Source organism: Streptomyces goshikiensis, assembly GCF_014650555.1.
Taxonomy (GTDB): Bacteria; Actinomycetota; Actinomycetes; order Streptomycetales; family Streptomycetaceae; genus Streptomyces; species Streptomyces goshikiensis.
In genome coordinates, this window is sequence record NZ_BMVE01000005.1 from 288,602 (window position 1) to 313,586 (window position 24,985).

19 protein-coding genes are annotated in these 24,985 nt (G+C 72.5%); 4 read left to right on the plus strand and 15 right to left on the minus strand.

The window, feature by feature from the left end:
• Positions 1 to 3 precede the first annotated feature (3 nt).
• The 12 genes from pgeF to rsmH all read right to left on the minus strand — a co-directional run bounded on the left by pgeF (position 4) and on the right by rsmH (position 14,761).
• Positions 4 to 735 carry a peptidoglycan editing factor PgeF gene (gene pgeF / locus IE248_RS17580; RefSeq protein ID WP_100583255.1) on the minus strand — a complete coding sequence of 244 codons (732 nt, stop codon included), beginning with the start codon at positions 733 to 735 and terminating at the stop codon, positions 4 to 6.
• Positions 732 to 1,940 (minus strand): cell division protein FtsZ, encoded by a 1,209-nt coding sequence (ftsZ, locus tag IE248_RS17585; RefSeq protein WP_008738692.1) that lies wholly within the window; start codon positions 1,938 to 1,940, stop codon positions 732 to 734. The genes pgeF and ftsZ overlap by 4 nt, the downstream gene beginning before the upstream one ends.
• 278 nt (positions 1,941 to 2,218) lie before the next feature.
• Positions 2,219 to 3,040 carry a cell division protein FtsQ/DivIB gene (locus IE248_RS17590; RefSeq protein WP_100583254.1) on the minus strand — a complete coding sequence of 274 codons (822 nt, stop codon included), beginning with the start codon at positions 3,038 to 3,040 and terminating at the stop codon, positions 2,219 to 2,221.
• Between the two features lie 31 nt (positions 3,041 to 3,071).
• Positions 3,072 to 4,166 carry an undecaprenyldiphospho-muramoylpentapeptide beta-N-acetylglucosaminyltransferase gene (gene murG, locus IE248_RS17595; protein ID WP_008738695.1) on the minus strand — a complete coding sequence of 365 codons (1,095 nt, stop codon included), beginning with the start codon at positions 4,164 to 4,166 and terminating at the stop codon, positions 3,072 to 3,074.
• 6 nt (positions 4,167 to 4,172) lie between these two features.
• Positions 4,173 to 5,534, minus strand: a complete 1,362-nt coding sequence (gene ftsW / locus IE248_RS17600; RefSeq protein WP_008738697.1) for a putative lipid II flippase FtsW — start codon at positions 5,532 to 5,534, stop codon at positions 4,173 to 4,175.
• 70 nt (positions 5,535 to 5,604) lie between these two features.
• Entirely contained in the window at positions 5,605 to 7,065 is a 1,461-nt protein-coding gene (murD, locus tag IE248_RS17605; protein WP_190031120.1) for a UDP-N-acetylmuramoyl-L-alanine--D-glutamate ligase, read from the minus strand.
• Positions 7,047 to 8,117, minus strand: a complete 1,071-nt coding sequence (gene mraY, locus IE248_RS17610; protein WP_008738701.1) for a phospho-N-acetylmuramoyl-pentapeptide-transferase — start codon at positions 8,115 to 8,117, stop codon at positions 7,047 to 7,049. The genes murD and mraY overlap by 19 nt, the downstream gene beginning before the upstream one ends.
• Positions 8,114 to 9,538, minus strand: a complete 1,425-nt coding sequence (locus IE248_RS17615) for a UDP-N-acetylmuramoyl-tripeptide--D-alanyl-D-alanine ligase (protein WP_008738703.1) — start codon at positions 9,536 to 9,538, stop codon at positions 8,114 to 8,116. The genes mraY and IE248_RS17615 overlap by 4 nt, the downstream gene beginning before the upstream one ends.
• Positions 9,535 to 11,238, minus strand: coding sequence for a UDP-N-acetylmuramoyl-L-alanyl-D-glutamate--2,6-diaminopimelate ligase (locus IE248_RS17620; protein WP_008738705.1), 1,704 nt, complete (start codon positions 11,236 to 11,238; stop codon positions 9,535 to 9,537). Before IE248_RS17620 ends, IE248_RS17615 begins: the two co-directional genes overlap by 4 nt.
• Positions 11,239 to 11,294: 56 nt before the next feature.
• Positions 11,295 to 13,232, minus strand: coding sequence for a peptidoglycan D,D-transpeptidase FtsI family protein (locus IE248_RS17625; protein WP_229895369.1), 1,938 nt, complete (start codon positions 13,230 to 13,232; stop codon positions 11,295 to 11,297).
• 105 nt (positions 13,233 to 13,337) lie between these two features.
• Positions 13,338 to 13,835, minus strand: a complete 498-nt coding sequence (gene ftsL, locus IE248_RS17630; RefSeq protein ID WP_190031122.1) for a cell division protein FtsL — start codon at positions 13,833 to 13,835, stop codon at positions 13,338 to 13,340.
• Positions 13,832 to 14,761 carry a 16S rRNA (cytosine(1402)-N(4))-methyltransferase RsmH gene (gene rsmH / locus IE248_RS17635; protein WP_229895370.1) on the minus strand — a complete coding sequence of 310 codons (930 nt, stop codon included), beginning with the start codon at positions 14,759 to 14,761 and terminating at the stop codon, positions 13,832 to 13,834. Before rsmH ends, ftsL begins: the two co-directional genes overlap by 4 nt.
• A gap of 313 nt (positions 14,762 to 15,074) precedes the next feature.
• On the opposite strand from rsmH, the gene IE248_RS17640 reads away from it, so the two are divergent.
• The 4 genes from IE248_RS17640 (at position 15,075) to IE248_RS17655 (ending at position 20,631) form a co-directional block, all read left to right on the plus strand.
• Positions 15,075 to 15,662 (plus strand): beta-class carbonic anhydrase, encoded by a 588-nt coding sequence (locus tag IE248_RS17640; RefSeq protein ID WP_073798962.1) that lies wholly within the window; start codon positions 15,075 to 15,077, stop codon positions 15,660 to 15,662.
• A gap of 147 nt (positions 15,663 to 15,809) precedes the next feature.
• Positions 15,810 to 16,820: an AAA family ATPase gene (locus tag IE248_RS17645; RefSeq protein ID WP_008738714.1), complete on the plus strand. Its 1,011-nt coding sequence runs from the start codon at positions 15,810 to 15,812 to the stop codon at positions 16,818 to 16,820.
• The gene (locus IE248_RS17650; protein WP_190031123.1) at positions 16,820 to 18,208 is read left to right on the plus strand and encodes a DUF58 domain-containing protein; all 1,389 of its coding nucleotides are present in this window, start codon (positions 16,820 to 16,822) and stop codon (positions 18,206 to 18,208) included. The genes IE248_RS17645 and IE248_RS17650 overlap by 1 nt, the downstream gene beginning before the upstream one ends.
• Positions 18,205 to 20,631: a transglutaminase TgpA family protein gene (locus IE248_RS17655; protein WP_190031124.1), complete on the plus strand. Its 2,427-nt coding sequence runs from the start codon at positions 18,205 to 18,207 to the stop codon at positions 20,629 to 20,631. Before IE248_RS17650 ends, IE248_RS17655 begins: the two co-directional genes overlap by 4 nt.
• Positions 20,632 to 21,175: 544 nt before the next feature.
• Here IE248_RS17655 and IE248_RS17660 read toward each other — a convergent pair.
• Genes IE248_RS17660 through IE248_RS17670 form a run of 3 tightly spaced genes read right to left on the minus strand, consistent with a single transcriptional unit; the run spans position 21,176 to position 24,811 of the window.
• Positions 21,176 to 21,808, minus strand: a complete 633-nt coding sequence (locus IE248_RS17660) for a TetR/AcrR family transcriptional regulator (protein WP_037791502.1) — start codon at positions 21,806 to 21,808, stop codon at positions 21,176 to 21,178.
• A 29-nt stretch (positions 21,809 to 21,837) separates the two neighbouring features.
• Positions 21,838 to 23,922, minus strand: a complete 2,085-nt coding sequence (locus tag IE248_RS17665; protein ID WP_100583250.1) for a YhgE/Pip domain-containing protein — start codon at positions 23,920 to 23,922, stop codon at positions 21,838 to 21,840.
• Positions 23,894 to 24,811, minus strand: coding sequence for an ATP-binding cassette domain-containing protein (locus IE248_RS17670; protein WP_190031125.1), 918 nt, complete (start codon positions 24,809 to 24,811; stop codon positions 23,894 to 23,896). The genes IE248_RS17665 and IE248_RS17670 overlap by 29 nt, the downstream gene beginning before the upstream one ends.
• Positions 24,812 to 24,985 lie beyond the last annotated feature (174 nt).

The following is a 24,985-nucleotide window of genomic DNA, read 5'->3' on the forward strand; positions in this document are numbered from 1 at the left end:
TCCCTAGTCCAACCAGACATATCCGGCAAGCCGCCCGGTCACCCGGTCACGGCGGTACGAGAAGTGGTCCCGCGACTCCAGTGTGCAGACCGGGGAGCGGTGCGCGTTCGTCACCCCCGCCTCCGCGAGCTGGGCGTGCACCCCGGCGACCACGTCGACGGCCGGCGTCCCCCAGCTGGTTTCGGAGTACGCGGCCGGAACCACCCCCGCCACCTCGTCCCGCATCCCGGCGGGCACCTCGTAGCAGCGGCCGCAGACGGCCGGTCCGGTGCGGGCGACGATCCGCCCGGGCTCCGCCCCGAGGCCCGCCATCGCCTCGACCACCGCGGGAACCACCCCGGCGACCAGCCCGGGCCGCCCCGCGTGGGCCGCGCCCGCGACCCCGGCGACGGGGTCGGCCAGCAGGACCGGGGTGCAGTCCGCGGTGAGCACCGCGAGGGCGAGTCCACGACGGGTGGTCACCACCGCGTCCACGGAGGGGACCTGGCGGCCCGCTTCCCAGGGGCCGTCCACCACCGCGACGTCCCGCCCGTGCACCTGGTTCATCCAGACCACCCGGTCCGCGTCGATGCCCAGGCCGGCGGCCGCGGCCGCCCGGTTCGCGAGAACGGCGGCCGGGTCGTCTCCGACCGCGCCGCCGAGATTGAGCTCCTCGTACGGAACGGCGCTCACCCCGCCCCACCGGTCGGTGAAGGCGAAGTGGGCGCCGTTCTCGCTGTGCTGCCCCGGTCTCACTTCAAGAAGTCCGGTACATCCAGCTCTTCGGCCGGGCTGTCCTGGTACGGACGGGCCGTCGGAACCTGCGGGGGCGCCGGGATCGCGGCCTCGGCCGGAGCCTGCTCGACCGGGATCTGGATGTCCTCGCGCGGGGTGACCGAACCGAGTCCGCCGAAGGCCGGGCGGACCGGCTCGGGCGCGCGGGCCGGCGCCGGGGCCGGCTCCTCGCGCTTGGTGGACGCGGCGCCGATGACGTTGTCCCGGCGGGCCGGGGGCTGTCCGCCGTCGAACCCGGCCGCGATGACGGTGACCCGCACCTCGTCGCCGAGCGCGTCGTCGATGACGGCGCCGAAGATGATGTTCGCCTCGGGGTGCGCGGCCTCGCTCACCAGCTGCGCGGCCTCGTTGATCTCGAAGAGACCGAGGTCCGAGCCACCGGAGATGGAGAGCAGCACGCCACGGGCGCCGTCGATGGACGCCTCCAGCAGCGGCGAGGAGATCGCCATCTCGGCGGCGGCCACCGCGCGGTCGTCGCCGCGGGCCGAGCCGATGCCCATGAGGGCCGAGCCGGCCTCGGACATCACGGACTTGACGTCGGCGAAGTCGAGGTTGATCAGACCCGGGGTGGTGATCAGGTCGGTGATCCCCTGGACGCCCGAGAGCAGGACCTGGTCGGCCGACTTGAAGGCGTCGAGCACGCTGACCTGGCGGTCCGAGATGGACAGCAGCCGGTCGTTGGGGATGACGATGAGGGTGTCGACCTCTTCGCGGAGCTCGGCGATGCCGTCCTCCGCCTGGTTCGCGCGACGCCGGCCCTCGAAGGTGAACGGCCGGGTGACCACACCGATCGTCAGGGCGCCCAGCGAGCGCGCGATGTTGGCGACGACAGGTGCGCCGCCCGTGCCGGTGCCGCCGCCCTCACCGGCGGTGACGAAGACCATGTCGGCCCCCTTGAGGACCTCCTCGATCTCCTCGCGGTGGTCCTCTGCCGCCTTGCGACCGACGGCCGGGTTGGCTCCGGCGCCGAGGCCCCGGGTGAGTTCGCGGCCGACGTCGAGCTTGACGTCGGCGTCGCTCATCAACAGCGCCTGGGCGTCCGTGTTGATGGCGATGAACTCGACGCCCTTGAGACCGACCTCGATCATTCGGTTGATGGCATTGACACCACCGCCGCCGACACCGATGACCTTGATGACTGCGAGGTAGTTCTGCGGTGCTGCCACGTCGAAGGCCTCTCGCCTCGAGTTACGTGTCGCCGCCTCGCGGGCCTGCGTTGCGACGACTGATGCCGAAATAGGGACGGTCCGAACGCGCCGACCCGAACCCTAACCCTGAAGTTTAGGGTTAAGTGTGTGTCTGTTCCTTGGACTCTCCGAACAGGACACTAAGTCGACAAGTAGCGCGTGTTCAACGAACACGCCGAACCTCCCGTTTTTCTTTTCACCCTATGTGATCACCCGTATCGCTGGCCAACCAGGGTGCTTCGGTGTTGGATCCGGCGTCAACTCCCGGACACCGACGGGGCGGTGGGGACGCTCACGTCAAAGTGGTCAGCCTTGGGCGCGGCTTTCAGCAGGGCGGTCAGCGCTCGGCCTTTTGCCTCGCCCAGTTCGCCGCTGCCCCACACCACCGTCCGGCCCTTGCTGAGCTCCAGTACCACCGAATCGTACGACCGCACCTTGACCTGCAGGGTTTCCTTCGCGACCGGCGCCGGGAGGCCGCCGGCGATGCGCACCGCCTCGTGCAGCAGCCGGTCCTCGTCGAAACGGCGGCCGCTGGGGGACCGCTCGGCGTCCAGTTCGAGGACCGGAACGCCCCCGGGTGCTTTCGCGACCGTGTCGAATCGCACACCGCTCGCGTCCACTTCGACGAACTCGGCGCCCTTCTTGACCAGAAGGACGGGTTTGCGCTCCGTCACCTTCAGCCCGATCCCGTGCGGCCAGGCCCGCACCACATCGACCGAATCGATGCGGGGCAGCCTGCCGCGCAGCCGGGCGGCGATCTCGTCGGTGTCGACGCTCACCAGCGGGGCCCCGAGCGGTACGGCCGCGGCGGCCACCACCTGCTCGGAGGTGAGCACCTCGGTTCCGTCGGCGCTGACCTTCTCCACGCGGAGCCAGGAGGACCCGTAGAGCACCCAGGTGACGCCGGCGCCGAGCAGCAGCACGGCGACGGCGAGCAGGGCCAGCGCGGGGCCCCGGCGCAGGCGTACGCCGGGGCCCCGCGGGCCGGAGCCCTTCGACGACTTCGGGGGCTTGGCGGAGCCGGAGCCCTTGCGGGCCGCCCCGGGTCCGCCCCGCTGCGCTGTCGTCGCTCCGGCCACTGCTGTGCCTCCTGGGCTGTGCTGTCCCGACTCAGCGGGCTCTGTTGGCCGCGATCGCCTCGTACACCAGGCCGACGAGCAGGTCGTCGGCGTCCCGGCGGCCGAACTCGGCGGCGGCGCGGGACATCTCGTACAGGCGGTGCGGGTCGGCGAGCACCGGGAGGACCTGGCCGAGCACCCAGTCGGGCGTCAGTTCCGCGTCGTCCACGAGCAGGCCGCCGCCGGCCTTGACCACCGGCTGGGCGTTGAGCCGCTGTTCGCCGTTGCCGATCGGCAACGGTACGTAGGCGGCGGGCAGCCCGACGGCGGAGAGTTCGGCGACGGTCATCGCGCCCGCGCGGCACAGCATCATGTCCGCGGCGGCGTACGCGAGGTCCATCCGGTCCACGTACGGTACCGGCACATAAGGCGGCATCCCGGGCATGTTGTCGACACGCGGCAGTTCGTTCTTCGGCCCGACGGCGTGCAGGATCTGGATCCCGGAGCGCTGGAGGGTCGGAGCGACCTGCTGGATGACCTCGTTCAGGCGCCGGGCGCCCTGCGAGCCGCCGGAGACCAGCAGCGTCGGCAGGTTGGGGTCCAGGCCGAAGGCGGCGCGCGCCTCGGGGCGGACGGCGGCCCGGTCGAGGGTGGAGATCGACCGCCGCAGCGGGATGCCCACGTAGCGGGCGCCGCGCAGCTTGCTGTCGGGGGTGGAGACCGCGACGGCGTGCGCGTACCGGGAGCCGATCTTGTTGGCCAGCCCGGGCCGCGCGTTGGCCTCGTGGACGATGATCGGCACCCCGAGCCGCTTGGCGGCCAGGTAGCCGGGCAGCGCCACGTAGCCGCCGAAGCCGACGACGCAGTCGGCCTTGGTGCGCGTGAGGATCTCCTCGGCCGCCTTGATCGTGCCGCGCAGCCGTCCGGGGACGGTGATCAGCTCGGGGGTTGGCTTACGGGGCAGCGGTACGGCGGGGATCAGTCCCAGCTCGTAGCCGCGCTCCGGTACCAGACGGGTTTCGAGCCCGCGTTCCGTGCCGAGGGCGGTGATGCCCACGGAAGGGTCCTGCCTGCGCAGGGCGTCCGCGAGGGCGAGCGCCGGCTCGATGTGGCCGGCGGTCCCCCCACCGGCGAGTACGACATGCACCGAAATTCACCGCTCTCCGGACGGACGCTTCTTGACGCGCCGTCTCATCGACTTCCATATCGGCCCGGTCCGCTTCCAGCCGGATTTCGGCTGTCGCATCGCGAGCGCCGCTCGCGCCGCCGGCTCCTCACGCGCGAAGGCGATGAGCAGTCCGACGGCGAACATGGTCGGCAGCAGGGCCGACCCTCCGTAGGAGAACAGCGGGAGCGGGACCCCGGCGATCGGCAGCAGACCGAGCACCGCACCAATGTTGATCACGGCCTGCGCCGTGATCCAGGTGGTCACGCCTCCCGCGGCATACCGTACGAAGGAGTCCTCCGTGCGTCCGGCCACGCGGATACCCGCATAGCCTAGAGCCGCGAACAGGGCGAGCACCGACAGCGTCCCCGCCAGGCCCAGTTCCTCCCCTGTGATGGCGAAGATGAAGTCGGTGTGGGCTTCTGGCAGTTGGCCCCATTTTTCCACACTCGCACCCAGCCCGGAACCAAACCATCCGCCGGATGCGAGGGCGTAGATTCCGTGCACGGCCTGCCAGCAGAGGTCGTTCTTGCCCGGCTCGGTGGCCCCCAGGCAGGCCAGCCGGTCCATGCGGTGCGGGCTGGTCTTGATGAGCAGTGCGACGATCACACCCGCGAACGCCAACACTGCCACGAACATCCGCGTCGGGGCGCCGGCCAGCCACAGCAGGCCGAACAGGATGGCTCCGAGGATCATCGCGGTGCCCATGTCCCCGCCGAGCATGATCAGCCCCAGCAGCAGGAACGCCACCGGCACCAGCGGCACCAGGAGGTGCTTCCACTGGCTCAGCAGGCCCTTGTCGCCCTTGCGGGCCAGCAGGTCGGCGCCCCACAGGATCAGGGCCAGTTTGCCGAACTCGCTGGGCTGCAGCATGAACGGGCCGCCGAGGGAGATCCAGTTCTGGTTGCCGTTGATCGCGACCCCTATCCCGGGGACCTGGACCAGGACCATCAGGAACAGGGTGCCGGCGAGCACCGGGTAGGACAGCGCCCGGTGCAGCTTCACGGGCATCCGGGAGGCCGCGAAGAGCAGCCCGCCGCCGATCAGGGCGGCCAGGAACTGCTTCTTGAAGAAGTACGCGTCGCCCAGGCCGAGCTGGAGCGCCTTGATCATGGAGGCCGAGTAGACCATCACCAGACCGAGCACGGTGATGAGCAACGAGCTGCCGAAAATCAGGTAATACGCGGTCAGGGGCCGGTCCCAGGCCTTGCGCAACCGCAGCTGGGTACGCCGGAGCCGGGTCAGCGGCCCGCGCCGGGCGGGCCGCTTCGCGGTCGCCGCGGGGCGCCCACGGCCCTGTGCCTTCACGGCAGGCGGGCGCCGCCCCGGCAGCACTTGTCTGGCCGGCATCTGTGATCATCCCCTCCACTCGTGCGAGGCGAGCGGCCGGCCGTCCGGCCGGAGGGAGCCCGGCCTGGACCTAGGCCTTCCCGGCGGCCAGTTCGCGCACCGCGTCGGCGAACGCGTCCCCACGCTTGTTGTAGTTCGCGAACATGTCCATCGAGGCGCAGGCGGGTGCCAGCAGGACCGTGTCGCCGGGCTCGGCGAGCCGGGCCGCTTCCCGGACCGCCGCGAGCATCGCCCCAGTGTCGGTCCGTTCGAGGTCGATCACAGGGACCTCGGGGGCGTGTCGCGCCAGCGCCTCGGCGATCAGCGCCCGGTCGGCGCCGATCAGCACCACGCCGCGCAGGCCCTTGGCGGACTTCCGCACGAGCTCGTCGAAGGTCGCGCCCTTGGCGAGGCCCCCGGCGATCCACACGACCGTCTCGAAGGCCGCCAGGGAGGCCTCCGCGGCGTGCGTGTTGGTGGCCTTGGAGTCGTCGACGTAGACGACGCCCCCGACCTCGTCCACGTGCGCCACGCGGTGCGCGTCCGGACGGAAGTTCCGCAGGCCGTCGCGGACCGCGCGGGGCTCCACGCCGAAGGCGCGGGCCAGCGCCGCCGCCGCGAGGGCGTTGGCGATGTTGTGCGGGGCCGGCGGGTTGACGTCCTTGACCTCGGCGAGCTCCTGGGCGTTCTTCTGCCGGTTCTCGACGAAGGCGCGGTCCACGAGGATGCCGTCGACCACGCCGAGCATGGAGGGTCCGGGCGCGCCGAGGGTGAAGCCGATCGCCCGGCAGCCCTCCTCGACGTCCGCCTCGGCCACCAGGTCCTCGGTGGCCCGGTCGGCGACGTTGTAGACGCAGGCCACGGTGTTGCCCTCGTAGATCCGGCCCTTGTCGGCGGCGTACGCCTCCATCGAGCCGTGCCAGTCGAGGTGGTCCGGGGCCAGGTTCAGCACGGCCGCCGAGTGGGCGCGCAGCGAGGGCGCCCAGTGCAGCTGGTAGCTGGAGAGTTCGACGGCGAGGACGTCGTACTCCTCCTCGCCGGTCACCACGTCGACGATCGGGGTGCCGATGTTCCCGACGGCCGCGGTCCGCAGGCCGGCGGCCTTGAGGATCGAGGCGAGCATCTGGGTGGTGGTGGTCTTGCCGTTCGTACCGGTGATCGCGAGCCAGGGGGCGGCCTTCCTGCCCGGCGTGGACCCGCGCAGCTGCCAGGCGATCTCGACGTCGCCCACGACGTCCACGCCCGCCTCGGCGGCGGCCGCGAACAGCGGGCTGTCGGGCTTCCAGCCCGGCGAGGTGACGACCAGTTCGGTGCCCTCGGGCAGGACCTCACCCGCGTGCGCGCCGTCGGCCAGCCGGCCGAGGCGGACCTCGATGCCCTGCTCGGCGAGCTCGGCGGCCCGCGCGCGGTGCGCATCGCCGTCGCCGTTGTCGACGACGGTCACGACGGCGCCGAGGCCGGCCAGGGCGCGGGCGGCACTGATGCCGCTCACGCCGAGGCCGGCGACGGTGATGTTCTTGCCGTGCCAGGAGGTCACTTGTCGGCTGCCCATCCCGCGTAGAAGAGACCGAGACCCACGATCACGCACATGCCCTGGATGATCCAGAAGCGGACCACCACAAGGACTTCGGACCACCCCTTGAGTTCGAAGTGGTGTTGCAGCGGGGCCATCCGGAAGACGCGCTTCCCGGTCAGCTTGAAGGAGCCGACCTGGATGACCACCGACATGGTGATGAGGACGAAGAGGCCGCCGAGGAGGGCGATCAGGAACTCCGTGCGGGAGCAGATCGCGAGGCCGGCGAGCGCGCCGCCGAGCGCGAGCGAACCGGTGTCACCCATGAAGATCTTGGCCGGCGAGGTGTTCCACCACAGGAAGCCGAAGCAGGCACCCATCAGGGCGGAGGCGACGACCGCGAGGTCCAGCGGGTCGCGCACCTCGAAGCAGGCGTTGGGGTTCGTCAGCGTGATCGCGTTGGCGCAGGACTCCTGGTGCTGCCAGACGCCGATGAACGTGTAGGCGCCGAACACCATCACCGCGGCGCCGGTCGCGAGACCGTCGAGGCCGTCGGTCAGGTTCACGCCGTTGGACATCGCCAGGATCATGAACAGCGCCCAGACGACGAACAGCACCGGTCCGATCGACCAGCCGAAGTCCGTGACGAACGAGAGCCGGGTGGAGGCCGGGGTCAGTTCGCGCGAGTCCGAGAACTGGAGCGCGAGCACCGCGAAGGCGATGCCGACGATCAGCTGGCCGGCCATCTTGGCCTTCGCCCGCAGACCCAGCGAACGCTGCTTGACGATCTTGATGTAGTCGTCGAGGAAGCCGACCAGGCCCATGCCCGCCATGAGGAACAGCACCAGCAGACCCGAGAAGGTCGGCTCGCTGGAGGTGATCACCTTCGTCAGGGCGTACGCGATGAGCGTCGCCAGGATGAAGGAGATGCCGCCCATGGTGGGCGTGCCCTTCTTGCCCGCGTGGCCGCGGGGGCCGTCGTCGCGGATGAACTGGCCGTAGCCCTTGCGGGCGAGCAGCTTGATCAGCAGCGGTGTGCCGATGACCGTCAGGAACATGCCGATGACACCGGCGACCAGAATCTGCCTCATCGGTCGGCGACCTCGCCCTCGCGCTCAAGGAGCGCCAGCGCGACCCGCTCCAGGCCGATCGACCTGGAAGCCTTCACCAGCACGACGTCCCCCGGGCGCAGTTCACTGCGCAACAGGTCGACCGCCGCCTGCGCGTCGGACACGAGCACCGACTCCTCACCCCACGAACCCTCGTTATATGCGCCCAGTTGCAGCCAGGACGCTTCCCTGCCCCCGACTGCGACGAGCTTGCTCACGTTGAGCCGGACGGCAAGCCGTCCCACCGCGTCGTGCTCCGCCAGCGACGCGTCACCGAGCTCGGCCATGGGGCCCAGCACCGCCCACGTACGTCCCCCGGTGGCCCTGGCGGCGCCGCCCATCGCGACGAGAGCGCGCAGGGCGGCCCGCATGGACTCGGGATTCGCGTTGTAGGCGTCGTTGACGATCGTCACGCCGTCCGCGCGCTCGGTGACCTCCATCCGCCACCGGGAGAGCGTTCCCGCCCCGGAGAGCGCGGTGGCGATCTCCATGGCGGACATGCCCAGGACATGGGCGACGGCGGCCGCGGCGAGCGCGTTCGACACGTGGTGCTCACCGTACAGCCGCAAGGTCACATCACTGCACCCGGTCGGTGTGTGGAGTGTGAAGGCGGGCCGTCCCCCCGGCGTCATCCGCACCTCGGTGGCGCGTACGTCGGCGTCCTCGGCCTCGCCGAACAGCACGGTACGGGCCTTCGTACGGGCGGACATGGCGCGCACGAGGAGGTCGTCGGCGTTGAGCACGGCGACTCCGCCGTCGGCCTCGGCGGGGAGGGCCTCGACCAGTTCCCCCTTGGCCTGGGCGATCTGCTCGCGGCCGCCGAACTCGCCGATGTGGGCGGTGCCGACGTTGAGGACGAGCCCGATGCGGGGCGGGGTCAGGCCGGTGAGGTAGGCGATGTGGCCGATGCCGCGGGCGCCCATCTCCAGGACCAGGTGGCGGGTTTCCGCGGTGGCCTGGAGGGCGGTGAGCGGCAGGCCGATCTCGTTGTTGAGGGAGCCGGGGGTCCACACGGTGGGTGCGTGGCTCTGCAGCACCTGAGCGATGAGGTCCTTGGTGGACGTCTTCCCGGCCGAGCCGGTCAGCGCCACCACGTCGGTGCCGAGGCGTTCGACGACGGCCCGGGCGAGGGCGCCGAGCGCCTTCTCCACGTCCGGGACGACGATCGCGGGTACGCCGACGGGCCGGGCCGCGAGAACGGCCGCGGCTCCGGCCGCCACCGCCCGCTCCGCGTACGCGTGGCCGTCGACGTGCTCACCGGCGAAGGCGGCGAACAGGCTGCCCGCCTCCACCTTGCGGGAGTCGATGACCACGGGCCCGCTGATCCGCACCGACGGATCCGGTATGTCGTGGGGCCGCCCGCCGGTGATGTCGGCGATCTCGGCGAGGGAAAGGGCGATCACTGGTTCACCTCGGCCTGTCGGGCATGGTGCTGCCGGTTCTCGATGGCCGCGCGGAGCACCGCGCGGTCGTCGAAGGGACGTACGACGCCTGCCGTGTCCTGGCCCTGCTCGTGCCCCTTGCCGGCCACGAGCACGGTGTCGCCGGCCTCGGCGCGCGCGACGGCCGCGGCGATGGCCGCCGCCCGGTCGGCGTCGACGAGGACGGTGCCCCGCTCGGCGGGCGGTACGGACACGGCGCCTTCGAACATCGCGCCGAGGATCGTGAGGGGGTCCTCGGAGCGCGGGTTGTCGGAGGTCAGGACGGCGGTGTCGGCGAAGCGGGCCGCGGCGGCGCCCATCGGGGCGCGCTTGGTGGTGTCGCGGTCGCCGCCGCAGCCGAGGACGATGTGCAGCTTGCCGGTGGTGACCTCGCGCAGGGCCCGCAGGACCGATTCGACGGCGTCCGTCTTGTGCGCGTAGTCGACGACGGCCAGGTAGGGCTGCCCCGCGTCCACCCGCTCCAGCCGGCCGGGCACCCCGGGGACCGCGGCGACGCCGTCGGCGGCGGTCTGCGGGTCGAGGCCGGCGGCGGCGAGCGTGACGATCGCGGCGACGGTGTTGGCGACGTTGAACGGGCCGGGCAGCGGGGCGGTGGCCCGTACGCGCTGTCCTTCCGGGCCCACCAGGGTCAGGGTGGAGTCCATGTGGCCGAAGACCACGTCCTCGGCGCGCCAGTCGGCGGCCGGGTCGCCGGCGGCGGAGAACGTGACGACCGGGATCGACGCCTCCTTGGCCAGCCGGCGGCCGTACTCGTCGTCGAAGTTGACCACGCCGAGGCGGGCGCGGCGCTCGGTGAAGAGCCGCGCCTTGGCCTGGAAGTAGTCCTCCATGTCGGAGTGGAACTCCATGTGTTCCGGGCTCAGGTTGTTGAAGACGGCGACGTCGAAGACGCAGCCGTCGACCCGGCCGAGCACGAGGGCGTGGCTGGACACCTCCATGGCCACGGCCTCGACGCCGCGTTCGCGCATGACCGCGAAGAGGGCCTGGAGGTCGGTGGCCTCGGGTGTGGTGCGCTCCGACTTGATGCGCTCGTCGCCGATGCGCATCTCGACGGTGCCGACCAGTCCGGTGCTGCGGCCGGCGCCGCGCAGACCGCCCTCGACGAGGTACGCCGTGGTGGTCTTGCCGGAGGTGCCGGTGATGCCGAGCTGGAGCAGGCCCTCGCCGGGCCGGCCGTAGATCTCGGCGGCGAGTTCGCCCATCCGGCCGCGCGGGTCGGCGACGGCCAGCACCGGGAGCCCGGTGGCGGCGGCGCGGTCGGCGCCGGCCGGGTCGGTCAGCACGGCGGCGGCGCCGAGGGCGGCCGCCTGGGCGGCGAAGTCCGCGCCGTGCAGCTTGGCACCGGGAAGGGCCGCGTACAGGTCGCCGGGGCGTACGGCACGGGAGTCGTGCGTGATGCCGGTGACCGGGGGTCCGGTCGGGCCGGCCGCGGCGTCGAGGCCGGCCAGGGCCGCGAGCTCGGACAGCGGGACCGGCCGTACGGACGCGGGACGCGGCGCTCCCGGCGGCGTCGCCGGGGCGTCTTTCTGGGTGGTTCTGGGCTGATCAGCGTGGGACACGGCGGTGAGCGTACCGGGCGCGGCGGCCGCGTTGCGAAGCGAGGGCCCGGCCGGGGCGTCCTGGGCCGTCCGGTTCCCGGGTTTCGGGGTGATCGTTGTCACTGATGGTGCCTCACGGTTTTCCGGCGGGCTGCCGGGCGGTCGGGTAGCTGGGCGGGCTACGAGCCCTGTTCGTAGGTGACGGGCAGTCCGGCGGGGGCGGTTCCGGTGGGGGCGACCTGAAGCGTCTTGAGGGCGAACTCCATGACCTTCTTGTAGATGGGGCCGCAGATCTGGCCGCCGAAGTAGCTGCCCTTGGTGGGGTTCTGGATGGCGCAGTAGACGGTGACGCGGGGGTTGTCGGCGGGCGCGAACCCGGCGAAGGAGGCGGTGTACCCCTTGTAGCGGCCGGTGGCCGGATCCACCCGGTTGGAGGTGCCGGTCTTGCCGCCGACCCGGTAGCCGGGGATGCGCGCCTTGGTGCCGGTGCCCTCCTGGTCGTCGACCACGGATTCGAGCATCGCGGCGAGGGTCTTGGCGGTCGCCTCGCTGATCACGCGGTTCTTGTCGGGCGCGGGGGCCGGGGTGAACCGGCCGTCGGGGCCCTTGGTGCCGCGGACCAGGGTCGGCTCGATCCGGACCCCGGCGTTGGCGATGGTGGAGTACACGGAGGCGGCCTGCATGGCGTTGAGGGACAGGCCCTGGCCGAAGGGGATCGTGTACTGCTGGGAGGTGGACCAGGCCTCGGGCCTGGCCAGGATGCCGCGGGACTCGCCGGGGTAGCCGAGGCCGGTGGGCTGCCCGATGCCGAACTTGGTCAGGTACGAGTACAGGACCCGGTTGGCCTCGGGCTGGGTGGCGCCGAGCTGGCCGGTGGCCAGGATGGTGCCGATGTTGGAGGACTTGGCGAGGACCCCGTTGAGGGTCAGGTACCAGGTCGGGTGGTCGATGTCGTCCTTGAACAGCCGGTCGCCCCGGTGCAGCCGGTTGGGGACCTCGACGTGGGTCTCGGGGGTGGCCTTCTTCTCCTCCAGTACGGCGGCCATCGACATCACCTTGGCGGTGGAGCCGGGCTCGTACACGTCCTGGAGGGCGGCGTTGCCCATGGCGGCGGAGCTGGCCCGGGAGAGGTCGCCCGGGTCGAAGCCGGGGGCGTTGGCCATGGCGAGGACCTCGCCGGTGCGGGTGTCCTGGACGATGACGTAGCCGCGGTCGGCCCCGGACTTCTCGACCTGCTCGGTGATGGCGCTCTGCGCCGCCCACTGGATGTCGCGGTCGATGGTCAGCTCGATGTCCTCGCCGGGCACGGCGGGCTTCTCGCTGGATCCGGCCGTCGGGACCCGGCGGCCGCCGGACTGGGCGTAGGTGAGCTCGCCGTCCTTGCCGGCCAGCTTCTTGTCGAGGGCGGACTCCAGGCCGCCGCCGCCCTTGCCGTCGGCATTGACGTAACCCAGTATCCCGGCGGCCAGGTCGCCGCCCGGGTACACGCGCTTGCTGCTGTCGTCCTTGAACACGCCGGCGAGGACGTTGGCGCCGGGGCCGTTGTTCTTGCGGTCCGCGGTGGCCTTCTGGGCGAAGACCCGCTGGAGGTCCTTGATCTGGTTCCAGACCTGGGGGGTCTGGCGGCGGGCGAGGACGACGTAGCGGGTGTTCTTGGTCTTCAGGAGCCCCGCGATCGCCTTGGCGTCCTTGCCGAGGATCGGTGCGAGGAGGGCCGCGGCCTGCTCGGGGGCGTCGGGGGCCTTGCTCTCCTGCGGGGTGAACATCTTGGGGTCGGCCGTGATGTCGTACGCGTCGACGCTGGTGGCGAGGGCGACGCCCTTGCGGTCGGTGATCTCCCCGCGTTCGGCGGCGAGGGTGTGGCTGGCGAAGCGGTTCTCCGTGGCCTTGGCGGAGTACGCGGACGCGTCCACGGCCTGGACCTGGAGGAGGCGCACCACGAAGGCGAACATGACGAAGGTCAGGCCGAGGCTGACGAGCCGCAGCCGGGGCCTCGGGCTGCCGAGCCGGATCGTGTGCGGCCGGCGCGCGGGGGCGGGCCTGCGGGGCGCCGCCGGCTTCTGCGGCCGGCGCCCGGCCGGGCCGGGCACCTTGCGCGCCGGCCCCCCGCCGCTCACGCCGCCACCGCCGGCCGTGCGGCGCGGCTGCCGGGGGCGCCGCCCCCGGACCCTCTGCACCGCCGGGGGCGTCCGGCGATCACGTCGCGGGGGTGGGTCACGGCGTCACCTTCCAGGGGTCTGGCTGGGGGCGGGCGCGGGCGCGGACGGCGGGGCCTGCGCCGGGGCCTGTGCGCCCGCCGCGGCGGAGGGCGCGGTGGACGCCGCCGCGGACGACGCGGCGGAGGGTGCGGGGGACGGCGGGGCGGACGGCGGCGGGGGTTCCGACGCGGCCGCGGCGGACCCGGCGACCTTGCCGTCCGGCCCGATGAAGACCGGGCTGCCGCCGGGGACCAGGCCCAGCTCGTGGGCCCGGCGCTGCAACGCGTCCGGGGCTGAGTACCCGTCCACGTCCCGTTGCAGCGCCTGCTCCTCGTCCGTCAGCGCGGTGGTCTCCCGCTTCAGCTTCGTCAGCTGGAAGGAGCCCTCGTTCAGCGCGGAGTTCAGCAGCAGCAGGCTGATCAGCCCGCCGCCCAGCAGCGCCACCACCAGCAGGACGAACGGCATCCGGGCGGCCTGCCCGGCCGCCGCCGCCTTCCCCGGCCGACCTCCGCGCTTGGTCACAGCCGCGCCTCCCGGATGCGTTCGACGCCGCGGAAGCGGGCCGGGGCGGCCCGCCGGTTCTCGGCGATCTCCTCCTCCGTCGGCAGTTCCGCGCCCCGCGTCAGCAGCTTCAGCTTCGGCTGGTACTTCTCGGGGACCACCGGCAGCCCGGGCGGCGCCGTCGAGGTCGCGCCCGCCGCGAAGACCTGCTTGACGAGCCGGTCCTCCAGCGAGTGGTAGGACAGCACCGCGATCCGCCCGCCCACCGCGATCCGGTCCACGGCCGCCGGGATCGCCCGCTCCAGGCCCGACAGCTCGCCGTTGACCTCGATCCGCAGCGCCTGGAAGGTCCGCTTCGCCGGGTTGCCGCCCGTCCGCTTCGCCGCCTGCGGCAGCGCGTCGCGGATCAGCTCGACCAGCCGGGCGCTGTTGGAGAAGGGCTCCTTCTCGCGCTCGCGCACGACCGCCGACACGATCCGCTTGGCCTGCTTCTCCTCGCCGTACTGGCGCAGGATCCGCACCAGCTCGCCGGGGGCGTACGTGTTGAGGACCTCGGCGGCGCTGATGCCGGTCGTCTGGTCCATCCGCATGTCCAGCGGCGCGTCCTGCGCGTACGCGAACCCGCGGTCGGCCTCGTCCAGCTGCATGGAGGAGACGCCGAGGTCGAAGAGGATGCCCTGGACGGCGGGGATGCGCAGGCCGTCGAGCACCTCCGCGAGGTCGGCGTAGATCGCGTGGACCAGGGTGACCCGGTCGCCGAAGGGCGCGAGCCGCTCGCCGGAGAGGCGCAGGGCCTCCTTGTCGCGGTCGAGGCCGATCAGGTGGGCCTCGGGGAACCGGGTGAGCAGGGCCTCGCTGTGGCCGCCGAGGCCGAGGGTGCAGTCGACGACGACGGCCCCCGGCTTCTGCAGCGCCGGGGCCAACAGGTCCAGGCACCGCTGGAGCATCACCGGGACATGTCGGGACTCGCTAGTCAAAGCGCCCTCTCAGATAACGGCGCGGCAGGCGTACGCCGCGCCGCGCACGCGGAGTTTTACCAGGATTACCAAGGGCCGGAAGGCCCGTGGGGCCGGGCTCCGGCCGGTTCGCGCCACTTTAGTGCAACGGTCGCCGCGGTCAACGAACCGCACCCGCGCGCCGTGCGGCGCTCTCCCGGCGAACCGGCGAATGCCGCGAATCACCCGATCAGGTGCATCCGCCTCACTCCTGTGGGGTAGCTCACAACAAGGCCGGTTGACCTTCTTTGTCGACCTTCGCTCCATGCCCGGACGAGCTGTGACCACTAACGTCGTACCCATGACGACCTCCGCATCCCTGCCCGCCGACCCCGCTCCCCCGGCATCCGGCGGCCGTTCCGTCACGGACCGGCTGGTCGAGGCCAACCGGCAGTACGCCGCGCGGTTCGCCGACCCGGGCATGGACGCCCGGCCGGTCCTCCACGTCGCCGTCGTGGCCTGTATGGACGCCCGCCTCGACCTGCACAAGGCCCTCGGCCTGGAACTCGGCGACTGCCACACCATCCGCAACGCCGGCGGGGTCGTCACCGACGACACCATCCGCTCGCTCACCATCAGCCAGCGCGCCCTCGGCACCCGCGCGGTGATACTCATCCACCACACCGGCTGCGGTCTCGAAAGCCTGACCGAGGACTTCCGGCACGAGCTGGAGGACGAGGTCGGCCAGCGCCCCGCCTGGGCCGTGGAGGCCTTCCGCGACGTTGACCAGGACGTTCGCCAGTCCATGCAACGCGTGCGGACCAACCCCTTCCTCCCCCACACGGACGATGTGCGAGGCTTCGTCTTCGACGTGCACACCGGGCTCCTGCGGGAGATCGATCCGGCCTCTTGAGTGACACGGGCCCGTGACGCCGTCAAGAATGCGGAGATGACGTCACCCGGAGAGCCTCCGGGGCGACGTCGTATCCGTTGGGTGCGTTGGGGTGGGCCGTGCATGCGCCGAGGGCGTCGGCCCTGAGGAAGGGCCGAGGAGAACCAGGTGACGACGTACGACGACAGAGCGAGCCTCGCGGATCTGACCAGCACGGCGGAGCGGGTCCGCCACTCGGTCGAGAGCGTGATCGAGGGCAAGCCCGAGGTCGTCCGCCTGGCGCTGACCGTGCTCCTCGCCGAGGGCCACCTGCTCATCGAGGACGTCCCCGGCGTCGGCAAGACCATGCTGGCCAAGACGCTCGCCAAGTCCATCGACTGCTCGGTGCAGCGCATCCAGTTCACCCCGGACCTGCTGCCCTCGGACATCACCGGCGTCAGCATCTACGACCAGCAGCGCCGCGAGTTCGAGTTCAAGCCGGGCGCGATCTTCGCGCAGATCGTCATCGGCGACGAGATCAACCGCGCCTCCCCCAAGACCCAGTCCGCGCTGCTGGAGTCGATGGAGGAGCGCCAGGTCACCATCGACGGCACCACCTACACGCTGCCCAGCCCGTTCATGGTCGTCGCCACCCAGAACCCGGTCGAGATGGAGGGCACCTACCCCCTCCCCGAAGCCCAGCGCGACCGCTTCATGGCCCGCGTCTCCGTCGGATACCCGAGCCCCGAGGCCGAGCTCCAGATGCTCGACGTGCACGGCGGGCTCTCCCCGCTCGACGACCTCACCGCCGTGGCGCACGCGCACGACATCGTGAAGCTCATCGAGGCCGTCCGCGAGGTGTACGTCGCCGAGCCCGTCCGGCGCTACGTCGTCGACCTGGTCTCCGCCACCCGCACCCACCCGGACCTGCGCCTCGGCGCCTCGCCGCGCGCCACCCTGCACCTGCTGCGCGCCGTGAAGGCCTCCGCCGCCCTCGCCGGCCGCGAGTACGTACTGCCCGACGACGTCCAGGCCCTGGCCGCCCCCGTCCTCGCGCACCGGCTGCTGCCCACCGCGCAGGCCCAGCTGAACCGGCGCACCGCCGAGCAGGTCGTCCACGACATCCTCCAGCGCACCCCCGTCCCGGCCGCGCACGCCCGCGGCGAGATGCCGCCCGGCGCGGGCACCCGGGGCTTCTGATGAGCGCCGGTGCCCCGAGCGGCGCCGGCGGCGAGGGCCGGCCCGCCGGCGGGCTGCGTTCGTCCCTGTCCGGGCTCACCACCCGCGGCCGCTCCTTCGTGGCCGCCGGGATCGCCGCCGCCGTGTGCGCCTACGTCCTCGGCCAGGAGGAACTCCTGCGGGTCGGGCTGCTGCTCGCGGCGCTGCCGCTGATCTGCGTCCTCGCCCTGCACCGCACCCGCCACCGGGTCACCGGCAGCCGCCGGCTCACCCCGACCCGGGTGTCCGCGGGCGGCGAGGCACGGGTGCAGCTGAGGATGGACAACACCTCGCGGGTACCGACCGGCCTGCTGATGCTCCAGGACCGGGTGCCCTACGTCCTCGGGCCCCGGCCCCGCTTCGTCCTGGACCGGGTCGAGCCGGGCGGGCGCCGCGAGGTCTCCTACCGGGTCCGCTCCGACCTGCGCGGCCGCTACCCGCTGGGCCCGCTCCAGCTGCGCCTGTCCGACCCCTTCGGCCTGGTCGAGCTGACCCGCTCCTTCAGCGCGTACGACACCCTCACCGTCATCCCGCGCACCGAGGCCCTGCCCGCGGTCCGCCTCACCGGCGAGTCCTCCGGCTACGGCGACGGCAGCCGCCGCTCGCTGGCCCTGTCCGGCGACGACGACGTGATCCCCCGCGGTTACCGGCGCGGCGACGACCTGCGCCGGGTGCACTGGCGCTCCACCGCCCGCTACGGCGAGCTGATGGTGCGCCGCGAGGAGCAGCCGCAGCGCAGCCGGGCCACCGTCCTGCTCGACACGCGGCAGCTCGCCTTCGAGGGCGCCGGACCGGATTCCGCGTTCGAATGGGCCGTCTCGGGGGCCGCCTCGACGCTGACGCACCTGCTGGAGCAGGGCTTCTCGGTGCGGCTGCTCACCGACACCGGCGATTCGATGCCCGGCGGCGAGGGCGGCGGCGGTTTCAACGGGGGCTCCTCCGGCGGGCAGGAGTCCGCCGTGGCCGCGGGGCTGATGATGGACACCCTCGCGGTAGTCGGCCACTCCGACGGGGCCGGGCTGTCGCGGGCCCACGACGCGATACGCGGCGCGGGCGGGGCGCTCGGCGGAGCCGGCTCCGACGGGCTCCTCGTCGGCTTCTTCGGCGATCTCGACGACGTACAGACGGAGCTGGTGGCGAGGATGCGCCAGCGGGCCGCCGGCGCCGTGGCGTTCGTACTGGACTCCGAGACCTGGGCCGGGCGGCCCGCGCGGGAGACCGCGCTGCCACCGCTCCAGGAACGGCTGCGCAGGCTGCGCGACGCGGGCTGGACGGCCCTGGCCGCCCCGCCCGGGGTGGCCTTCGGCGAGCTGTGGCGGCAGGCCGGGAACGCTCCGCTCGGCACGGGAACTTCCGGAGGTTGGGGATGAGCGGGCGGGCGAGACTGACGGTTTTCGCGGCGCTGGCGACGCTGCTGACCTCCTGGTCACTGGCCGGGCTGGTCGAGTCGAGCGGCTGGATCGCGCAGGCCGCGGCGCTGCTCGCCGTACAGGCGGCGGTGGGTGCGGGAGCCCGGCGGGTGCCGCTGGCGCGGTCGCTGACCGTGGCCGCGCAGCTGCTGGTGTCGCTGCTGATCCTCGTGTTCCTGTTCGCGGGCCGGGGCGAGTCCACCGGGAACGGGCCGCTGGCCTACCTGGTGACCGACTTCGGCGCGCTGTTCGGGCAGGGCGTCCGGGACGTCGGCGAGTTCGCGATACCGGCGCCGCTGACGGACGGCATCCAGCTGCTGCTGCTCGCCGGGGTGCTGCTGGTCGGGCTGCTCGTGGACATGCTGGCGGTGACGCTGCGCACGGCCGCGGCGGCCGGACTGCCGCTGCTCGCGCTGTACTCGGTGGCCGCAGGGCTGGCCACCGACGACTCCGGCACCTGGTTCTCGTTCCTGCTGGCCGGGACCGGCTACCTGCTGCTCCTGCTCGCCGAGGGCCGCGACCGGCTCGCCCAGTGGGGCCGGGTCTTCGGCGCCGCCCCGCGCGGCCGGGTCTCGGCCGCCTCCGGGTACGGGGGCGGCGCGGCCGGCGGCCAGGCGGTGGCGCCCGTACGCACCGGGCGGCGGATCGGTGTGGTGGCGCTGGGCCTGGCACTGGCCGTGCCGATGGCCCTGCCGGCGCTCGGTGACGGGCTGATCGGCGGCCGGGGCACCGGCGACGCCGACGGCAGCGGCGCGGGCGGCGGCACCATCTCGGCGGTCAACCCGCTGGTCTCGCTGCAGAGCAGCCTGAACGCGCAGGACAACCGGGTGGTGCTCAAGTACCGCACGGACAGCACCCAGGTCGCCGACCAGTACGTACGGATCCTGGCGCTGGACGAGTTCAACGGCGTCAAGTGGGAGGCCTCCGGGCGGCCGCTGAGCGACGTCCCGGCGCGGATGCCGAACCCGCCGGGGCTGGGCGACCAGGTCCGGGCCGGCGCGAGCGAGGTGCGCACCACCTTCTCGGCGGCCGACACCTACGTACAGCGCTACCTGCCGATGCCGTACCCGGCGACCGGGGTGGACATCGGCGGGAAGTGGCGGTTCGAGCCGGCCGGCCGGACCCTGGTCGGTGACCAGCTCGGCAAGGACAAGTTCCAGAACGTGCAGGGCGCCCAGTACACGGTGCGGAGCATGATGCTGCGGCCGACGGTGCGCCAGCTCCAGAGCGCGCCCGCGCCGGGCGACGCGATCCGCGCCGACTACACGAAGCTGCCGGACAACCTCCCGCCGGTCGTCGCGGACACGGCCCGCAAGGTGACGCAGGGCTCGAAGGACGACTACACGCGGGCGGTGAAGCTCCAGGACTTCTTCGCCGTGAGCGGTGGGTTCCGGTACAACACACGGACCGCCTCGGGTACGGGGCCGCAGGCCGTGGCCCGCTTCCTTGAGGACAAGGAAGGCTTCTGCATCCACTTCGCGTTCTCGATGGCGGCGATGTCCCGGTCGCTCGGGATCCCGGCGCGGGTGGCGGTCGGGTTCACCCCCGGCGAGCGGCAGTCGGACGGCACGTGGAACGTCTCGATGCGGGACGCGCACGCGTGGCCGGAGCTGTACTTCGAGGGCGTCGGCTGGACCCGGTTCGAGCCGACGCCGCGCTCCGGGATCTCGATCCCCGACTACAGCCAGGCGCAGACCCCGTCGAGCCGGCCGTCCGCGCCGTCGGCGCTGCCGTCGGCGAGCGCGACGGAGCCGAACGCGGCCCCGTCGAAGGCGGACGACTGCCCGCCGGAGCTGAAGAAGCTGGGCGAGTGCGGGGCTCCGGCGTCGGCGCAGGCGGCCGGTCCGGGTGCGGGCGGGCCGTCCGTGCTCGCCGTACTGGGCTGGGTCGCGGGCGGGGTGGCGCTGCTCGGGCTGCCGATGCTGCCGATGCTGTGGCGGACCCGGGTGCGCGGGCGGCGGCTGGCCGCCGGGTCGGTGCTGTCCGCCTGGCGGGAGCTGGGAGACGCGGCGTGGGACGTGGGCATCGCCCCCGACGAGTCGCTGTCGCCCCGGGGAGCCGTGGCTCGGATCGTGGAGCTGGGGCGGCTGGAGCCGGACGCGACCGACGCGGTGCGGCGGGTCGGCGGGGCCGTGGAGCGGGCGCTGTACGCCCCGGCGGGGGCGGACGCCGCGTACCCGGGGCTGGCGCAGGACGTCCTGCTGGCCCGCGCGGGGCTGCTGGCCGGGGTGTCTCGGGCGGCGCGGCTGCGGGCGCGGCTGGCGCCGCGGTCCGCGGCGCGGGTGGTCTGGGCGGCGTCGGCCCGCTGGTCCGCCGCCTCCGCGGCGGCCGCGACCCGCCTCTCCGCCATCCGCCCACGCCTCCCCCTCCGCCACCGCGGCTGACCCCCGGCGCGGCCGGCAGCCCCGACACCGTTGGCGCCCCGGGCTCGCCGGCAGCTCCCGGCCCCGCCGGGCAACGCCGGCCTCGCCGGCACCCCGGTCCGGCGGCGGTTCCAGCCCGTCCGGCGTTTGAGGACCGGGGGTCCGGGGGCTGGCCCCCGGCAACCGCCCTGCGGGGCTGTCCCCTACCCGCCCTTCCACCGTTCCCTGGGCTCCGCCCAGACCCGCGCCTCAAACGCCGGCGAGGCTGAATCGGGTGCGGACGTGGAAACGCCGGGCGGTGAGGCTCGTTCCCCCTGGAGCCTCACCGCCCGGCGTCTTCGCGTAGCCGGGCCCCCGTACAACTTCCCGGCGAGGGACGAGGCCCTGGGCCGCTCCGCGGCCCCGTGTCCGCGGTGCGGCCCGAGGGCCCCTGTCCGTCGTCCCCCAGTCTGCTGTTTCCGCAGGTGGGAGCCCATCCGTACGCGTACTCATTTCCGCGCCTAGGTACGGGTACTCAGTTCTACGCGCCCCCACCACCCCCGCGGCACCGCCGACCGGGGGTACCTCACCGGCTTCCGCTCACCCGGCCCCGCAACAGCAGCGACAGCGCCGAGTGCACGTCGTCCAGGGAGCGTTCGCTCTGGAACGACTGCCAGTCCAGCGCCGCGACCAGCACCATCCCCACCATCGCGGCAGCGGTCAGCGGCACGTCGATCTCGGGGCTGAGTTCGCCCCGCTCGACCCCCTCGCGCAGCACGGTCTCCACCACCGCCACCGCCTCCCGCCGGACCACCATCAGCGTGGACTGCCACGCCCGGTTGGTGCGCCACAGCTCGGCGACGTACAGCTGCGTGAAGGCCGGATACCGGTCGATGAACACGAGGCCCGCCCGGATCATCGCGTCCAGCGCCTCCACGCGGGTCCCGCCCCGGGCCTCCGTCTCCTGCGCCGCCGTCCGCAGGGACTCGGTCAGGAGACCGACCCCGTGCCTCAGCAGCTCCTCGAAGAGGTCGGTCTTGCTGGCGAAGTTGTAGTACACCGTGCCTTTGGCGACCCCCGCCCGCTCGGCGATCTCGTCGACCGTCGTGGCCGAGAAGCCCTGTTCCGCGATGAGGGTGACAGCCGCTTCGTAGAGCTTCTGCCGGGTGGCCTGACGACGGCCGCTGCCGGTACCCGTACCGGTGCTGCTGCTTTCCATGGCGCTGATTCTCACAGGTCAACGCCTCCTTACAGGCTCAGTTCCGGGTGCAGCCGGTCCATCGTCCACACCTGCTTGCCGCGGGCGGCGAGGGCGGTGAGGGCGAGCGCGCCGATCGTGAAGGCCGTCAGGACCGCGCAGCCCTGCCACACGGGGCCGAGATCGCCCCCCGTGATGAGCTTGCGCAGGCTCTCGACGACGTACGACATCGGCAGGTACGGGTGGATCGCGTTGAAGAAGCCCGGGCTGGTCTGAACGGGGTACGTACCGCCCGCCGAGGTCAGCTGGAGCATCAGGACGGCCAGCACCAGGATCCGCCCGGCCGCGCCGAACTTGGCGTTGAGCCACTGCACGATCGCCGCGAAGCAGGCGGTGACCAGCATCAGGAAGGCGATGGTCAGGGCCGGCCGGGCCATGTCCAGGCCGAGCCCCCAGTGCAGTACGGACATCAGCATGGCCACCTGCGCGGCGCCGAGGCCGGCCACGGGCAGCCAGCCCGCGAAGGCGATCCGCCAGGGCGAGGCACCGGCGGCCAGGGCCCGCTTGTTCATCGGCGCGATCAGCATGTACGCGACCATCGCGCCGACCCAGAGGGAGAGCGGGATGAAGTACGGGGCGAAGCCGGTGCCGTAGTTGGGCGCCTTGTGCAGGGACTGGTTGGCGAGCTTGACCGGGTCGGCCATGACCTCGGTGCGGGCGTCGCGCTGCTTCTCGTCGTAGTCCGGGATCTTGCCGGCACCGTCGTGCAGGCCGTCGGCGAGGGTGCCGCTGCCGTCCACGAGCTTGAACATGCCGCCCTGGAGGGTGTGCGCGCCGTCGCCGAGCTTGCCGACGCCCTCGCCGAGCTTGCCGGAGCCGCTGGTGGCGGTGCCCAGACCGGTGTGGAGCGTGGCCATGCCGGAGGCGACCTTGTGAGCGGCTTCGTTGAGGGCGTTGACCTGGCTGACGGCGGTGTTGAGGTCGGACTTGAGCGCGGGGGCCTTCACGGCGAGCTCGCGGGCGTCCTTCTCCAGCTCGGTCAGCTGGTTGCGGAGCTTGTCGATGTCCCCGCCCGAGCCCTTGACCAGGGCGTTGACGTCGCCGCTGAGCTGGGCCCCCTCGGCGGCGACCTCCTTGGTCTTCTTCAACCGCTCGCAGAGGGCGGGGGACAGCTTGGTCCCGGGGCCGCACGCCTCGTTGTAGTCGGCGGCGGTCCGGGTCGCGAGGAGCTGCGAGATGCGGGCGACGGCCGGTGCCTTCTCGGCGAGCTTGTCGAGGTGGTTGCGGGTGACCTTGGCGGTGTCGGCGACCAGCACGGCGGTGTCCGCGAGCTGCTTGGGGTCCTGGACGAAGGGGCGGGCCTTGCCCGCGACGCCGTCCATCTTGTCGGCGAGCTTCTGGGTGCCGTCGGCGATGCCCCGCGTTCCGGTCTTCAGCTGTGCGGCGCCCGAGCCCAGCTTCCTGAGCCCGCTGGTGAGCTCGTCGGACTTCTCCTCGGCCGTGTCGAGGCCCTCGGCGAGGTCCTTGGCGCCCTGCTGGGCCTTGCCGGCCCCGTCCTTGATCTGGTCGGCGCCGTCGGCGGCCTCGGCCGTCTTGTCGTGCAGGTCGGAGAAGTTCACGAAGATCTTGTCGAGGAAGCCGCGGGAGGCGTTCTTGGACGCCGCCGAGCGGACCTCGGAGAAGACGGTGCGGGAGATCGAGCCGACGACGTAGTTGTTCGCGTCGTTCGTGCGGACCTGGAGCGCGCCGGTGGTGGGGTCGTCCCCGGAACTGGAGGCGATCTTCTCGCTGAAGTCGGCGGGCATGGTCAGGGACAGGTAGAACTTCCCGTCCTCCAGGCCCTTCGCCGCCTCGGCGGCGCTGACCTCGCGCCAGTCGAAGGTCCGACTGTCGCGCAGCTTCTTGGTGATCTCACCGCCGGCGTCGAGGTGCTTGCCGTCCACGGTGGCGCCCTGGTCGGAGTTGACGAGGGCGACGGGCACCTTGTCGAGGCGGCCGTACGGGTCCCAGAAGGACCAGAGGTACAGCGCGCCGTAGAGCAGCGGCAGCAGGAGCAGCGCGACGAGGGCGGCCCGGGGGAGCTTTCCCCGCCCGAACCGCTTCAGCTCAAGCGCGGCGAGCTTCGGCGAGCGCATCGTCCGTCCCCTTCGTGTTCGTGTCCGTCTTCGCGTTCGTGTCCGGCTCCGCGTCCGGCTCCGCGTCCGATTCCGGCTTCGCGTCCGTCTTCGTGTTCGTGTCCGGCTTCGCATCCGGCTTCGCGTCCGTTTCCGGCCTCGCGTCCGTCTCGGCGGCCGGCGCCGAGTCCGGCTTCGCGTCCGGCGTCTTGGCCGGGGTTCCGGTGCGGACCACCGGTATGTCCTGCGGTGCCTCGCTGCACACCGCGAAGACGGTGGTGCCGCGCGCGGCGATGGCTCGGAGCAGGGACCAGGCCTCGGCGCGTTCGGCGTCCGAGAGCTTGAGGTCCAGGTCGTCGAGGGCCAGCAGCCGCGGGTCGCCGAGCAGCGCGATGGCCACGGACAGGCGTACGGACTCCAGGCGTTCCAGGTCGCGTACGGAGGTACGGGGCCCCTTGGGCAGGGTCGCGAGGTCCAGGCCGGCGACGGCCAGGGCCTCCTCGATCCGGGCTGCCGCGGAGGCGCGGCGCTCGCCGCGCGGCCGGAGCAGGGCGCGGATCGGGCCCTCGTAGCGGCGCTGGAGCAGGGCGCCCTCGCGCAGCTGCTCGGCGACGGTGAGCGCCTGGTCGAGGTCGTTGACGCCGGAGACCGGGCCGAGGGCGGCGATCCTGCGGACCGCGGCCATCTTCTTCGGCAGCCGGTGGCCGCCCACCTCGGCATGGCCCGCGGTGGGTTTCATCCGGCCGGTGAGGGCAAGGAGCAGACAGGTCCGGCCGCTGCCCGAGGGGCCTTCGACCGCGGCGATCGAGCCGGGTGCCGCATCGATCGCGATGTTCCGGAACACCCAGCCGCGCGGGCCCTTGAGTCCGAAGTCCTCGGCTTTGACGGCCGCACCGTGCGGGCTGTCCACGCCGTCCCCTCCCTTTTGAACTGACTGGTCAGTTCAAAAACTAGCACCTTCCGGCGCATCCGGCGCGCGGTGGGGGGTAGTTACTCGGACAGACACGACAAACCCACAGGTCAGAGCGATTGTCAGTGGGGCACGTCACGATGGATCCACGCAACACCGCACAAGGCACCACAC

What these genes read in the sequence shown, in the direction of transcription:
- IE248_RS17640 (WP_073798962.1), top strand. Translation starts at nt 15,075, where the DNA reads ATGCCCGGACGAGCTGTGACCACTAACGTCGTACCCATGACGACCTCC.
- murD (WP_190031120.1), bottom strand. Translation starts at nt 7,065, where the DNA reads ATGGGCAGCCGACAAGTGACCTCCTGGCACGGCAAGAACATCACCGTC.
- rsmH (WP_229895370.1), bottom strand. Translation starts at nt 14,761, where the DNA reads ATGCTCCAGCGGTGCCTGGACCTGTTGGCCCCGGCGCTGCAGAAGCCG.
- IE248_RS17660 (WP_037791502.1), bottom strand. Translation starts at nt 21,808, where the DNA reads ATGGAAAGCAGCAGCACCGGTACGGGTACCGGCAGCGGCCGTCGTCAG.
- mraY (WP_008738701.1), bottom strand. Translation starts at nt 8,117, where the DNA reads ATGAGGCAGATTCTGGTCGCCGGTGTCATCGGCATGTTCCTGACGGTC.
- IE248_RS17650 (WP_190031123.1), top strand. Translation starts at nt 16,820, where the DNA reads ATGAGCGCCGGTGCCCCGAGCGGCGCCGGCGGCGAGGGCCGGCCCGCC.
- IE248_RS17655 (WP_190031124.1), top strand. Translation starts at nt 18,205, where the DNA reads ATGAGCGGGCGGGCGAGACTGACGGTTTTCGCGGCGCTGGCGACGCTG.
- ftsW (WP_008738697.1), bottom strand. Translation starts at nt 5,534, where the DNA reads ATGCCGGCCAGACAAGTGCTGCCGGGGCGGCGCCCGCCTGCCGTGAAG.
- IE248_RS17665 (WP_100583250.1), bottom strand. Translation starts at nt 23,922, where the DNA reads ATGCGCTCGCCGAAGCTCGCCGCGCTTGAGCTGAAGCGGTTCGGGCGG.